Origin of the sequence: Comamonas serinivorans (assembly GCF_002158865.1) — a bacterium.
In the GTDB taxonomy this organism is placed as follows: domain Bacteria; phylum Pseudomonadota; class Gammaproteobacteria; order Burkholderiales; family Burkholderiaceae_C; genus Comamonas_E; species Comamonas_E serinivorans.
In genome coordinates, this window is record NZ_CP021455.1 from 3,750,789 (window position 1) to 3,764,900 (window position 14,112).

The window sequence follows — 14,112 nt, forward strand, 5'->3', positions numbered from 1 at the left end:
GGGCAGCGGGCAGCGGGCAGCGGGCAGCGGGCAGCGAACGACGGCATCACCCAGGTATGGTTCCCTTGCCGTTCTTTTTGAAACGGCAGCAGCACCATACTCCATGATTGCCGCCATCCTAAGTGTCGGGCGCCCCCGCCTTCAGATCCGGCAACCAGAACTGCGCCGCGGCCAGGCCCTCCCAGCGTTCGCGGTGGCAGGTGAAGACCAGCACCTGGTGCCGCCTGGCCGCTTCGCGGAGCACCCGCTGCATGGCGGCCAGCCGTTCGGCGTCGGCATGCACCAGCGCGTCGTCCAGCACGATGAGCGTGGGCCGGCCGGCGGCCTTCAGCAAGTCGGCGTAAGCCAGGCGGCTGATCAGCGCCAGCTGGTCGCGTGCACCCACGCTGAGCTTGTCCACGGGCATGCCCAGCAGGTCGGCCGCACCGCGGTGCAGGCTCTGCGGCAGCAAGCCGTCGCCCAGGTGGACCTGGGCCTGCGGCCACACCCAGGGCACGTAGGCCTGCATGCGCAGGAACAGCGGCGAGGCAAAGCGCGCCAGCGCCGCCTGGCGATGCTGCGTGGCCAGGCGACACAGCAGGTCCAGCGCCTGGCTGCGCCCGTCCAGCTCGCGCACGCGGCGCTCGGTGCGCGCCAGCTCGGCGGCCAGCCGCTGGGCCCGCTCGTCCAGGCCTTCGTCGGCCATGTGGCCGTTGGCCTGCTGCAGCTTTTGCACCAGCAGGCGGCGCTGCACCTTGCGCTCGTCGTGCTGGGCCATGAGCTGCGCCACCGCGTGCGACAACCGCGCCACCGCATGCGCCACCTCGGCCGGCCGCGCGGCCGCCAGTTGCGTGGCGATGGCGCTCCGCTGCGTCTCCAGCGTGGCCAGTTGCTCGCTCAGCTGCTGCACCTGCTCGGCCGGATCGGGCGCACCTTCGGCTTCCTGCGCGGCTTCATCGGCCGCCCCCTGCAGACGTGCGCACTCGGCCTGCACGGCCTGGAGTTCGGCCCCCACGCGCAGGGCCGCCTGGGTGGCCGCCTGGGCCTGGCGCTGGGCCTGCGCCAGCCGGGCCGCCTGCTGCCCGGCCAGGGCTTGCGCCTGGCTCAGCGCCTGCTCGGCCGCCTCGGGGTCCAGGCTGGGCTCGGGCGCACCGGGTGCGGCATCGCCCCGTTCGGCCGCAGGTTCCAGGTCTTGACGCAGCTGCTGCCAGCGCTGCTCGGCCTCGTCGCGTTGCGCCTGCAAGGCCGCCAGGCCCTGCGGCGCCAGCGTGCGGACCTGCTGCCGCGCCAACGCCAGCGCGTGCTGGGCCTGTTGCGCGGCCTGCACGCGCGCCTGCAGCGCGGACCAGTCGGCCAGGCCCAGCGCCGCCAGGGCCTGCGCCTGGCGCGCCTCGATCTGGGTGAGCTGGTCCTGCAGCTGCTGCACGTCGCGCGCGCCACCCGGCGACACGCGCAGCTCGCCCCCGCCGGGCAGCACGATGCGCGCGGCCTGCGTCAGGCCCATCTGCCCCGTGCCCTGCAGCGGCAGCACCTGCTCGCCCACCTGCAGGACCACGCCGTGCTGATCGCCCAGCGACCACGACAGGCCGGTGCGGGCCACTTCCAGCTGCGCGCGCAGGCGCTCTTGCTGGCGGTGGGCGTCCTGCAGCTCGCGCAGCGCGGGCTCGGGCACGGCCTGGGTGCGCCAGGCGACCTCGCCCTGCTGCAGCTGGGCCTGGGCCGCCTGCGCGGCCTCGCAGGCCTGGGCGAGCCGCTGCCGCTCGGCCTGCACGCGCTGCGCGTGGGCCTGGTGCAGGGCCCGGTGGTGGGCCTGCTGCGCCGCCTGCACCCGCGCCTGGCTGGCCTGGGCCGCGGTCTGCGCCTGCGCCAGGGCGGCGTCGGCCTGGGCGCGCGTGGCCTCGGCGGCCTGGGCCTGGGTGTGCAGCTGCGCCGCGTGCGCCTGGCGCTGCGCCAGGTGCGCGCGCTGCTGCTGCGCCTGCTGCAGCTGGGCGCGCAGCCAGCGCAGGTGTTGCGACGCCGAGGCGCTGGCCTGCTGCAGCTCGCCCTGGCGCTGCGTCCAGGCGGCGATCTGCTGCTGGACCTGGCGCGCCTCGCCCAGCTGCTGCTGCAGGGGCTCCCACGGGCGTTCGGCCTCGTCGGCCTGCAGCGCCTGCGTGAGCTGGGCCAGCGTGTCCACGTCCACCGCGTAGCTGCCCAGCAGCGCCTGCACCTGCGCCAGCTCGTCCTGCAACTGGCGTTGCTGGGCCTGGGCCTCGGCCAGCTCGCCGCGTGGCCGGCCGGTGTCGGTCAGGCTGCGCCGGCGCTCGGCCTGCCACTGCGTCAGCAGGCGATCGCCCTCGCTGGCCGCGAGCTGCACGGCCGCCTGGTGCAGGGGGTTGCTGACGGCCGGCGCCTGCAGCGCCTGCTGCAAGGGCTCGCGCGCGTGCTGCGCGGCCTCGGCCAGCTCGCCCGCGCGGCCCTGCTCCACCCACAGCAAACCCGGAATGCCCCAGTGCTCGGACCGGCTGGCACCCTTTTTCGCGTACTGGTAACCCAGCCACTGCGCCAGCTGCTCTTCGGCCTGGGCACCGCTCCAGTGCTCGCGGCCCCACTGCAGCTCGCAGTGCGCCCCCGAGGCCAGGAAGGATTTGTGCAGCTGCGCGGTTTCGCCGTGCAACGCAAAGACCAGGTCTACGCTGGGCATGGCGGCGCTGTCGCCCAGCGGGCGCAGGTCCTCCACCGACTTGGAGCGGTGGCGCTCGAAAAAGGCCGCCCGCAAGGCACGCGCCAGCGTGCTTTTGCCCGACTCGTTGGGGCCGGCGATCACGTTCAGCCCCGGCTGCAAGCCCGTCACCTGCAACGGCGCGCGGAACTGGCGCAGCTGGCTCACGGCCAGCGACTGCAGGTATAGACCAACAGCCGATGATGATGCCTGCTCGTCAGCCGCAATCTCCCCGAATTGGTCCACCCCGGCCGCAGGCGCAGCCTCGGCCGGCGCCGGTGCGCTGAAGTCGAACTCGCCCTGCGCAGTGGCCGCAGCCGGCACCGCGCCGTCGCCAGGCTGGGAGGGGCGCGTCATGCCAGCCCCCGTTGCTGCATCAGGCTGCGCGCGAACACGCGCATGGCCTCGTCGGCCGTGGCATCGCCCTGGGCCTGGCGCGCGCGCAGCTCGGCCAGCACGTCCAGCAGGTAGCCGTCCACGGCCAGCTCGTCGAGTTCGGCTTCGCTGGCGGCGACCTGCAAGCCCTGCTCATCCACGCTGAGGCTGGCGACGCGCGCCCGCGCCTCGTCCAGCGCCCGCTGCAGCCGGGCGTGGCTGGCCAGGTCGATGTGGCCGCTGAGCACCAGCCGCAGCACCAGCCGCGCGGGCCAGCGCGTGCTGGCGTCGATCAAGGCGGCCACGTCACTGGGCACCTGCAGGTCCACGGCCTGCTGTTGCCAGGTGTGCGCCGCGGTGGCCAGCGGCCGCAGACGCGGCAGCGCGCCCGGGGCATCGACCTCGACCAGCAGCGCCTGGCCGGCGCCGTTGTCGCGAAACCGCTCGGGTTCAGGCGTGCCGCTGTAAGCGGTGCGGGCGTCGATCTGGCGCAGCCCGTGCCAGTCGCCCAGGGCCAGGTAGTCCAGCCGTGCGCGCTGCGCGCGGTCGGCCGCAATGGGGTTGTCGGCGTCCATGCCCTCGGCCAGGATGCCCTGCACGCTGCCGTGGGCCAGCCCGATGCGGCACAGGCCTGGCGGCGTCTCGGCGGTGTCGAACCAGGCCGTCGCATCGCCGCGCGTGTGCCGCTGCACCAGCGGCGCCGGCAGCACCGCCATCGAGGGCAGCACGATGGCCTCGGGCCGAAGAGCCAGGTGCACCTGGGGCGGCACGAGGTCCAGGCGCTGCGCACGCGTCCACACGCTTTCGGCCAGGGCCGCGTCGTGGTTGCCCGGCAGCAGCACGACGGCGCGCTCGGTGCCGAGCGCGGCGAACAGTCGCCGCAGCGTCTTGTCGCTCACGGTCTGGGCGTCGAACACGTCGCCGGCCACCAGCACGGCGTCCACGTCGAGCCGGACCGCCAGCGCCATCAGGCGCACCACGGCCGCCAGGCGCGCATCGGCCAGCCGCACGGCGTCGTCGGCCTCGAGAAACGGGTAGTGCCGACCAATCTGCCAGTCGGCGGTGTGGATGAAACGGGGCATGCCATCGAGCCAAAAACCGGGCCCCGCGAACCTGCGTTCGCACGGGCCTCAAACACCATTGTCCTCAGCGGGGGCCATGCCGCATGCGGCACCGGGCGCAGCCCACGCTACGCGGCCTGGACGGCGGCCGCGCGACACGGCCAGCCACCGCCTGCGGCTTCGCCCTGCCCGCAGGGCATCGCGCTGGGCCGCGGCCCGTCAGCGCGCCACCGCGCCTGCGCGGCTCGCGGGCGATCACGCCACTGGCGCCCGGGCCAGCAGGTGCGCGTGCACCTGGCCGGCCTTCAGGTGGCGCAGGCGCTGCAGGCCCCACTCGGCCAGGCGCTCGGCCGGCCACTCCTGGCCGGCCTCCAGATAAATCAACCCTGTATCGGCCAGCGCCGTCTCAGCCGCCTTCAAGGTGGCCTCATACAGTGCCGCGTCGCTGGCGAAGGGCGGGTCGAGGAACACCAGGTGCAGGCTGCCCGCGGTGTGCTGGCGCAGCGCGCTCAGGCCGTCGCCCTGCACCACGCGCACGGTGCTGGCCTGCAGCGTGTGCACCGCAGCCTGCAGGTGGCGCACGGCGTCTTTCTGCGATTCGACCAGCGTGACGGCCGCCGCCCCGCGCGAAGCGGCCTCCAGGCCCAGCGCGCCGGTGCCGGCAAAGGCATCGAGGCAGCGCCAGCCGGTCAGGTCGCCGCCTGCCTGGTGGGCCAGCCAGTTGAACAGGGTTTCGCGCACGCGGTCGGCCGTGGGGCGCAGGCCCGGCAGGTTGCTGACCTTGAGGCGGCGGCGCTTCCACTGCCCGCCGATGATGCGCACCTCGTGGGTCGCGCCCTTGTGCACCGCCGCGGCCTGGGCGGGGTCCTGGCGGCCCCGCGCGGCCGGGGGCTCGCCGGCCGGTGCCCGGGACCCGGACTTCATTTGCGCTTGCAGAGACTGCGCCGACAGGCGGGAACGCGCCATGGCTTGAACACCTTCACAACGAGGCAGGCCCCACGATCACGCAGCCCGCCAAGAAAAAAGCGCCTGAGGGCCCAGGCGCTTGAAACATCGGATTTCTGGCAACCGGGGTTGCCGAGAGCCTCGCATTTTAAAACCATGCCCAGGCCGCGTGCTTGGGGACATCCATAGGATGACAGCCTGAGCCGGGCCCCGACGATGCGGCCCGCACGGAGAACGCCATGAACACCATGACCCAGGGCCTGCAGGCCATGCTGGCCGCCGGCAAGGACAACGCGCTGCTGCGCGTGACGCTGGGCAAGGCGGCGCTGGACGCCGACCAGCCCGCCGACGCCATCCCCCACCTGCAACGCGCCGTCGAACAAGACCCCCACTACTCCGTGGCCTGGAAGCTGCTGGGCAAGGCCCAGCTCGCGCAGGGACAGACCGACGCCGCGCGCGCGGCCTGGACCGAAGGCCTGCGCTGTGCCGAAGCCAAGGGCGATGCCCAGGTCGTGAAGGAGCTGGGCGTGTTCCTGCGGCGGCTGGACAAAGCCGGCACGCCCTGAGCCATGGGCCTGGGACGCGCGGATCGGCGAGCCGCGCCCCCCAGCGGTTGGCCATCAACACCCGATCCCGTCCGCTCCGCAGGCCCACCCACTCACCACCCCCCTGCGATCACCCAACCCAGCCGCAGACCTCGCCGCTTGAAGCGGGCGCCAGGGCCCGCATCTGTGAGAAGGTGTCCCGCGTCGGTCGGCAAGCCATGTGGCCAGCCATCCGGCCAGCCATTCGACGAACCCTGACTGCGAGTCCTCGGCGAGCCCATCGCCCAGCCTGTTGCCCAGCCTGAAGGCAACTCGCCTGCCCCACCCTCTGTTTCCCCTCCACCCACCGAAAGCCCTTCCATGAAACCGCTGACCATCGACCTGGTGTCCGACGTCAATTGCCCCTGGTGCGCCATCGGCCTGAATGCACTGCTGCAAGCGCTGGACGAGCTGCGTCCCGAGCTGCAGGTCACGCTGCGCTTTCAGCCTTTCGAGCTCAACCCCGACATGCCGCCCGAGGGCGAGGACCGCCTGGACCACCTGATGCGCAAGTACGGCCGCTCGGCCGACGAGCTGGCGGCCAACTGGCGCGCCATCCAGGAGCGCGGGGCCCAGCTGGGCTTCGAATTCGGGCCGCAGCAGGGCCGGCGCATCCACAACAGCTTCGACGCGCATCGCCTGATCCATTGGGCCGGCCTGCAGAGCGAGGCCGCGCAGCTGGCCATGAAGCAGGCCCTGCTGGCGGCCAACTTCACCCAGGGCGAGAACATCGACGACCCCGCGGCCTTGCTGCGCGCGGTGCAGGCGGCGGGCCTGGACGTGGAGGCGGCCCGCGCGGTGCTGGACAGCCAGCAGTTCGCCGACGAGGTGCGCCGGCAGGAAGGCTTTTTCCAGCGGGCCGGCATCCAGTCGGTGCCAGCCTTCGTCATCAACCACCGCCACCTCATCAGCGGTGGCCAGCCGCCCGAGGTGTTCGTGCAAGCCCTGCGCCAGCTGGCCCAGGCGCCCGACGCGGCCTGAGCCCACGAGTCGGCGGCGTGGCGGCAGCACGGCGCCCCCGGAGCCCCTCGCCAGGCTCGCGGGACGGGGCTGTTCACTGGGGCACCTAACGGCTCCTGACGGACGATCATCGACCCTCACGGGTAAGCCCGCGAGCTGTTGGATCGCCCGCCCAAAACCAAGGCCCGGGTTCAACCGGGCCTTGTGCCGTCTGCGGAGCGAACCATGCGATTCGCAAGACGTTTTATCGGGGTATATCCCCATTTCCATTCAAATATGAACGGAAATGGGGGCATACTGCCCAATCAATGAGCACCCACGCGCGCCATCAGGCCTTGCGGTGCACCTGCACCCAGGCCAGGAACTGGCTCATGTAGCCCTGCAGGAACTTGCGGCTGGCCTCGCCGATCTCGCCCTGCGCGTCAATCAGGCCGTCGCTCCAGCGGATGAACCCCTCGGGCTGGGCCATGACGGGCATGTCGAGGAACACCAGGATGTTGCGCAGGTGCTGCTGGGCCATGGCCGTGGCCGCAGCGCCCGGCGAGGTGCCGATGACCGCCGCAGGAATGCCGTTCCAGGCACCCTGGCCATAAGGGCGGCTACCGGCGTCGAGCGCGTTCTTGAGCAGCGCCGGCACGGAGCGGTTTTGCTCGGGCGTGACGAAGACGATGCCGTCCTGCGCCTTCACCTGGTCCTTGAGCGCCTGGAACACCGCCGGATAAGCCGCGTCGTCGTCGCGGTTGTACAGCGGCAGGTGAGCGATCTCGATGAGGCTGGCGTTGGCCTCGGGCGCGATCAGCTTCATCAGACCCTGAGCCAATTGGCGGTTGATCGAGGATGCGCTGGCACTGCCGACGACGAAACCGATGTTGGGCTTGCCCATGAAAACTCCTTGCGTGAATGGAAACGGGGTTCGCCGCGCCGGGCCGGTCCGGCGCACGAACGCCGCAGTGTCGCAGAGCCCCGGGTTCACCGCCATCGGCCGCCGCCAGATGCCAGGGGACCGCTGACTTCAGCACTTCGGAGATCGTGCGAAAGCGCTCAGGGTTGGAAGCCAGACGACCAATGAGCGAGTCCGACTTGCTAGGCTCATCGCGGGGCTGGAATCGGCCGACCAGGGCAGCGACACCACGGACGTGCATGCGCGGCGCAACGTGGGGGAGGCCGACATTCACACCCCTGCGCGCGGGCCGGCATCCCGGGCGTTGCCGGTGCGCCGGAAGCCGACGCGTGGTGAGGCTGGCACGGCCCTGGGCCACGCCCGGGTGTCCGGCTTCGGGGCGGCTGCTCGCGGGCCACAGCCAGCCGACGCGGCAGCCGCGAGCGTCGCGGCGATCAGCCCACGACTTCGATGCTGCCGTCGAGCGACATCAGCAGTGTTTCGACCGCCAGGTGGCGGTGGCGCTCGCCGATGGCCTCGCGCAGCCGGCGCAGTTGCACGCCATGCGCGGCGGTCTCGCTGGCGCGGCTGCTGGCGTGCGCCTCGCCCACGATCATCCGGTAGGCCCCGCAGTCGCGGTGGTCGATCACGATGACGCGTTCGATCTGGTGCAGCTGAATCGCCAGGCCCAGGTGGTCCCAGAAGGTCTTGTTCCAGGCCGGAAACCGGTCCGTCACGGCCCCCAGCGAGGCCCCGGCCAGCACGATGTGGTCGTACTTCTCGCGCAGCCCGCGGGCGTGCATGTAGCGCTCGATGTCGTCCATCAGGCGGAAGTCCATGCAGCTGAGCAGCAGGGCCTCCGTCGTGGCGGCGTGCGCGCGGGGCATCAGCCCCAGGCTCACGGCGGGCGCCAGCGTGGTCCAGCGCAGGAGCGCGCGGCGGGAGAGCAGGTGCTGGCAACAGGCGTGCATGAAGGTCTCCGATCAAGGCGTGGCGTGGGACGAGGTTCTGGCGTGTGATTCATTTACATGAATTCACAATAAATACTTAGGTATTACATTTTCAATTGGGCCGCAGGCCGACTGAAAAAGCAATCGGCGACACCGGTTGGGCAGGGAAAGCCCGGGGTGATGCGGTCGGGGCCAGCTGGCAGGTGTTCAACGGCCTGTCTGGCCTGGGGTGCAGCGGCCCTGGGACCCTGGCCGGTGTGAGATCGCCGAAGCCGTGGACCGGCAGGCCACCACGGTGGATCGCCCGCGCTCCAGCTCGCCCATCCTGGTCGTTCGAGCCGGCCCACACGCTGAAAGCCGCGACGCCGGGTCGGATCAGCCTGCTGCGTCAGCCCGGGCTCCGAACCGGCCGACACCGCCGCCAGCGCGCCCACGCCAGACGGTGTACATTGACTGTATGCATTCACAGCTCTCATGGCGCGCTGGGGCCGATTCATGAGCTTGCCGCCGCCCCGCCCCGCCCCGACGACGCCGTTCACCCGGCCTCCGTCTCAGGCGCTCTATTACCTGCACCACTTCAGGCAGGCGCTGGCCTGGCTGGCCGACCGGTATGCGGACGTGCTGCAGCCCGACGAACACGGCTTCATCCAGCAGTTCCACACGCTGCCGGAGTCCGCGCAGGCCCTGCTGGTGCGCCTGGTGATGCGGCGCGGCCCCTGGTTCCGGGCCAGCCGGCTGGTCTATGCCGAAATCCCCGACCTGGGCGCCGCCGCCGCGCCGCTGCTGCGGCAGGGCTGGCTGTCGGCCGACGCCCCCATGCGGCTGGACGAGCTGTTCGCCCTGCACACCAAGGCCGAACTGCTGCCGCTGCTGGGCACCGTGAGCGGCGCGGCACGGCTGCGAAAAGCCGAGCTGCTGCAGGCCTGGCAAGCGCAGGCCGGCGTGGCCGCCGACCACACGCAGACCTACGCCGACTGGCACCCGCAGGCCACCGAGCCGGTCTGGCGCCTGATGACGGACGCGCTGTGCGAGCGCCTGCGCCTGATGTTCTTCGGCAACCTGCACCAGGACTGGTCGGCCTTTGTGCTGGCCGACCTGGGCATTTTTCGCCACGAAACCGTGGCCTTCGACGCCGCCTCGCGCGCCTTCCAGTCGCCCGCCGACGTGGACCGCTACCTGACCATGGCCGCGTGTCGGCAAGACCTGGCCGATGGCGCCGACCCCGATGCCGTGCTGCAGCGCCTGGCCACCTGTGGCAGCGACAACGTGTGGCTGGAACGCCGGCGCGCCAAGGCCTTGTGGCAAGTCGGCCAGGCCTGCGAACGGCGCCAGGACTGGCCGCTCGCGCTCCGCGCCTACGCGCAAAGCAGCCACCCGGGCGCCCGCCACCGCCGCATGCGCGTGCACGAACGCCTGGGCGAGTTCAACGCGGCGCTGGCCCTGGCCTCGGCCGCGCAGGCCGCGCCCGAAGACGAAGCCGAACGCCAGCGCGTGGCCCGCATGCTGCCGCGCCTGCAGCGCCAGCTGGGGCTGCCGGTAAGCCGCGCGGCGGACCGGGCCCGCTTGCCTGCGCCGACGCGTCAGCGCGGCAGCGCCACGTCCGGCCCACCGCCCGCGTCAGCGGCGCCCGAGCAGCCAGCCGACGGGTGCACAGGTGGGCCCGACCTGCCGCCCCGCATCGCGCTGTGCCTGCCCCGCCCGGCCACGCCTCAGGCTGTGGAGGTGGTGGTCTGCCGGCACTGGCACCGCGACGAGGCGCCGGTGCACTACGTCGAGAACACGCTGTTCAATGCGCTGTTTGGCCTGCTGTGCTGGCCGGCGATTTTTGCGCCGGTGCCGGGTGCGTTCTTCCACCCGTTCCAAGCCGGCCCGGCCGACCTGAGCGCCGCCGACTTCGCGACCCGCCGCGCGTCCGAATTCGCGCGCTGCCTGGCGGCCCTGGACGACGGTTCACACGCCGCGCTGATCCGCGCACGCCATGCCGCCAAGCAGGGCCTGCAGTCGCCGTTCGTGCACTGGGGCGCGGTGACCGACGACCTGCTGGCGCTGGCGCTGCACTGCATCCCCGCGGCGCACCTGAAGGTGGTGTTCACGCGCTTGCTGCAAGACGTCACGGTCAACCGCTCCGGCTTTCCGGACCTGGTGCGCTTCTGGCCCGCCGAGCGCCGCTACGCCCTGGTCGAGGTCAAGGGCCCGGGCGACAAGCTGCAGGACAACCAACTGCGCTGGCTGCGCCATTTCGAGGCCCATGGCCTGCCCGTGCAGGTCTGCCACGTGTGTTGGGAAGACGACGCCGACCGCGACCCCGCCGAAGCCGCCCCTCAGGTGACCCAGGCTGCGCCGCGCGGCCGGGATGAGGCCGGGAACGAGCACCTCAATGCCGCCTGGGCCGACGCGCCCTGGCCCTTGTCGTCAAGGGCACCAGCGCTGCCGCCATCGCCGCTGCCGCCCACGCCAGGCGTTGCGGCTTCGGCGCCCCCCAGCCCTGCAACACGCCGGGCCCGCATCGCCACGGCCGTCACCACACCCGCAGCCCGGCGCGAGGCCCTGCCATGAACCCGGCGACCGTGGCCGTGCGCGCGCTGTGCGAGTTCGCCGCGCGATCGGGCGACCTCGACCTGCGCTTCACGCCCGCGCCCTCGGCGCTGGAGGGCATGGCCGGCCACGCGCGGGTGCGCTCGCGCCGCGCGCCCGGCTACGAAACCGAGGTCACCCTGTCCGGTCTGTACCAGGACGCGCTGCAGGTGCGGGGCCGCGCCGACGGCTTCGACCCCGAGGCGGGGCAGCTGGAAGAGATCAAGACCTACCGCGGCCAGCTGGACGGCGTACGTGACCACCACCGCGCCCTGCATCAGGCCCAGGCCCGCACCTATGGCCACCTGCTCTGCCAGGCGCGAGGGCTGACGCGGCTGCGTGTGGCGCTGGTCTACGTCAACGTCGACACCGATGCAAAAACGGTGCTCACCGAAGACTGCACCGCCGCCGAGCTGCAGGCGCACTTCGACCAGCTGTGCCAGCGCTACCTGAGCTGGGCCCGCGCCGAGGCCGCGCACCGGCTGGGCCGCGACGCCGCCATGGCCGGTCTGGCCTTTCCGCACGGCGACTTCCGCAGCGGGCAACGCGAGCTGTCCGTGGCGGTGTATCGCGCTGCGCGCCAGGGTGCACAAACGGGCAACGGGGCATGCCTCATGGCCCAGGCGCCCACCGGCATCGGCAAGACGCTGGGCACGGTGTTCCCCATGCTCAAGGCCATGGCGCATCAAGGGCTGGACAAGCTGTTCTTCCTGACCGCCAAAGGCACGGGCCAGGGCGTGGCGCTGCGCGCGCTGGCCCAGCTGCAACCACCGCCCTGGACGAACGAGCCCGCGCCGTCGCCCGCCTGTGCCACCGTGTCGTCCGATGCGGCATCCGCCACACCATCCGATGCCGCGCCCGATGCCGCGCCGGACGCAGCGGCCTGCCCCGCTGACGACCCACCCCTCGCGCCCGCTGCGCCCCGCCTGCGCGTGCTCGCCCTGCTGGCGCGTGACAAGGCCTGCGAGCACCCCGACAAGGCCTGCCATGGCGAGTCGTGCCCGCTGGCGCGGGGCTTTTTCGACCGGCTGCCGGCCGCACGCGCCGCCGCGCCGGCCCTGGCCGACTGGCACCCGGCCAGCGTGCGCACCCTGGCCCTGGCGCACGGCATCTGCCCCTATTACTTGGCCCAGGAGCTGGTGCGCTGGAGCGACGTCGTCGTCGGCGACTACAACCACTACTACGACAGCAGCGCCCTGCTGCACGCGCTCACGCGCGAGCAAGGCTGGCGGGTCGGCGTGCTGGTGGACGAGGCGCACAACCTGGTCGACCGCGCGCGCCGCATGTACAGCGCCGAGCTGTCGCCCTTCACGCTGGCCGCCGCCCGCCAGCAGGCCACCGGCCCGGTGCGGACGGCGCTGGACCGCCTGCGGCGCTGCTGCACGGCCCTGGCCAGCACGCAGACCGCCGACTACGCCGTGCTGGACGCCGTGCCGCCCACGCTGCTGACGGCGCTGCAGCGCGTCACCCAGGCCGTTGGCCAGGCCCAGGATGCAGGCCTTCAGGCGCTGGGCGAGGACCTGCTGGCCCTGCATTTCGAGGCCCTGCAGCTGCTGCAGCTTGCCGAGCAGTTCGGCCCCCACGCGCTGTTCGACATCGCCCGCCTGCCCGCGCGCGCTACCGATCGGCCGCACGCCCGCGCCAGCGCCGTGCTCGGCATCCGCAACGTCATCCCCGCGCCGCACCTGGCGCCCCGGCACGCCAGCGCGCAAGCCACGGTGCTGTTCTCGGGCACGCTGAACCCGCCGGCCTTCTACCGCGACCTGCTGGGCCTGCCGCCGACCACGGCGCAGGTCGACATCGACACGCCCTTCGCGGCCGACCAGCTGCAGGTGCACGTGGTGCGCGAGGTCTCGACGCGCTGGGCCGATCGCGCGCAATCGCTCACCCCCATCGCCGACCTCGTGGCGCAGCAGCACGCCCGTGCACCGGGCAACTACCTGTGCTTTTTCAGCAGCTTCGACTACCTGCAGCGCGTGGCCGAACGCCTGCGCGAGCGCCACCCCGCGCTGCCGCTGTGCCTGCAGACCCCGGCCATGGACGCAGCCGGCCGCGAGGCCTTCCTGGCCGGCTTCACCGAGACCAGCCGCGTCGTCGGCCTGGTGGTGCTGGGCGGCGTGTTTGCCGAAGGGGTGGACCTGCCCGGCCGCCGGCTCATCGGGGCCTTCGTGGCCACGCTGGGCTTGCCGCAGCTGGGGCCCGTCAACGACGCGATGCGGCGCGTGCTGGCCCAGCGCTTCGGCGCACGCCAGGGCGACGACTACACCTACCTCTACCCCGGCCTGCGCAAGGTGGTGCAGGCGGCGGGCCGCGTGATCCGCAGCGAGGACGACCGCGGCACCATCCACCTCATCGACGACCGCTACGGCCGGCCCCACGTGCAAGCCCTGCTGCCGCGCTGGTGGCGGCTGCAGGCGGCTTCTGCGGCTACCGCGCCGGTGTCCGGGTCGGCGCCGGCCCCCTCGCCCTCAGCGAGCCACGCTGAGGCGGCGCGCCACGCGTGAACGCCCGGTGCGGCGGGGCGCCGGCCCGCACGCCGGCGAACGGCGAACGGCGAACGGCGACGCATCCTTCATGGTCTTCATGGCGACTTGAAGGCAGTACAGTCCTGCTACCGATATTTAACAAAAGGCCATGGGTGCATACCTATCCTGGTTGTCACCGGGCACGCCATTTTCGCGTCGCGTGCGCGGCCTCGTCCCGCGCCGCGTGGGCTACACTCCGCCGCGCTGATTTCAGCCCATGCACAGGTGCTCGCTTCGCGAGTGAAACGGGAACAAGGTCGGGTCAACCCCGCAAGCCTTGGCTGCCCCCGCAACGGTAGACAGACAGCACGCCCCGCGCTTCGCCCTCTGGCGAAGCGCAACCACTGAGTTCAGTCTGGCCACGGTCTCCACGTGGCCCAGACGCTTGGGAAGGTGGGTGTGCACCTCGACCTCAGGGTCGATGCTGTGAGCCCGGAGACCGGCCTGTTCGTGGTTCGCCATGCGCTCCTTCGGGGGCGCATGACCTCATGACTGTCTGCGGGGTGTGGACGGCGTCTGAGCCTGTGGCCACTCAGCGCCGCACGCTCTGGCTTGCCGTGTCACATCAGGTGGAATGA

At 72.2% G+C, this 14,112-nt stretch carries 9 protein-coding genes and 1 riboswitch; of the genes, 4 read left to right on the forward strand and 5 right to left on the reverse strand.

The genetic code is table 11. From position 1 onward, the window contains the following. Positions 1-118 precede the first annotated feature (118 nt). The 3 genes from CCO03_RS16000 to rsmD form a co-directional block, all read right to left on the reverse strand. The gene (locus CCO03_RS16000; protein WP_087282650.1) at positions 119-3,037 is read right to left on the reverse strand and encodes an AAA family ATPase; all 2,919 of its coding nucleotides are present in this window, start codon (positions 3,035-3,037) and stop codon (positions 119-121) included. After that, entirely contained in the window at positions 3,034-4,137 is a 1,104-nt protein-coding gene (locus CCO03_RS16005; protein ID WP_087282653.1) for a metallophosphoesterase family protein, read from the reverse strand. The genes CCO03_RS16000 and CCO03_RS16005 overlap by 4 nt, the downstream gene beginning before the upstream one ends. A 234-nt stretch (positions 4,138-4,371) precedes the next feature. Then, complete coding sequence (rsmD, locus tag CCO03_RS16010) at positions 4,372-5,082, reverse strand: 16S rRNA (guanine(966)-N(2))-methyltransferase RsmD (protein WP_087282655.1); 711 nt, start codon at positions 5,080-5,082, stop codon at positions 4,372-4,374. Between the two features lie 218 nt (positions 5,083-5,300). Between rsmD and CCO03_RS16015 the strand changes: the two genes are divergently transcribed. Further along, the gene (locus tag CCO03_RS16015) at positions 5,301-5,627 is read left to right on the forward strand and encodes a tetratricopeptide repeat protein (protein WP_087282657.1); all 327 of its coding nucleotides are present in this window, start codon (positions 5,301-5,303) and stop codon (positions 5,625-5,627) included. A 339-nt stretch (positions 5,628-5,966) separates the two neighbouring features. Beyond that, positions 5,967-6,626: a DsbA family oxidoreductase gene (locus CCO03_RS16020; RefSeq protein WP_087282659.1), complete on the forward strand. Its 660-nt coding sequence runs from the start codon at positions 5,967-5,969 to the stop codon at positions 6,624-6,626. Between the two features lie 307 nt (positions 6,627-6,933). On the opposite strand, the gene CCO03_RS16025 is transcribed toward CCO03_RS16020, so the two are convergent. Together CCO03_RS16025 and CCO03_RS16030 are read right to left on the reverse strand one after the other, a co-directional pair. Further along, positions 6,934-7,488, reverse strand: a complete 555-nt coding sequence (locus CCO03_RS16025) for an NADPH-dependent FMN reductase (RefSeq protein ID WP_087282660.1) — start codon at positions 7,486-7,488, stop codon at positions 6,934-6,936. Positions 7,489-7,940: 452 nt separating this feature from the next. Beyond that, complete coding sequence (locus CCO03_RS16030; protein WP_087282661.1) at positions 7,941-8,456, reverse strand: carbonic anhydrase; 516 nt, start codon at positions 8,454-8,456, stop codon at positions 7,941-7,943. Positions 8,457-8,930: 474 nt separating this feature from the next. Here CCO03_RS16030 and CCO03_RS16035 point away from each other — a divergent pair, with 474 nt between their 5' ends. Next, positions 8,931-10,991 (forward strand): VRR-NUC domain-containing protein, encoded by a 2,061-nt coding sequence (locus CCO03_RS16035; RefSeq protein WP_087284824.1) that lies wholly within the window; start codon positions 8,931-8,933, stop codon positions 10,989-10,991. Next, on the forward strand, positions 10,988-13,513 hold the full coding sequence (locus CCO03_RS16040; protein WP_087282663.1) for an ATP-dependent DNA helicase: 2,526 nt from the start codon (positions 10,988-10,990) through the stop codon (positions 13,511-13,513). The genes CCO03_RS16035 and CCO03_RS16040 overlap by 4 nt, the downstream gene beginning before the upstream one ends. A gap of 227 nt (positions 13,514-13,740) precedes the next feature. Next, positions 13,741-13,996: riboswitch (cobalamin riboswitch) on the forward strand. Positions 13,997-14,112: the final 116 nt, after the last annotated feature.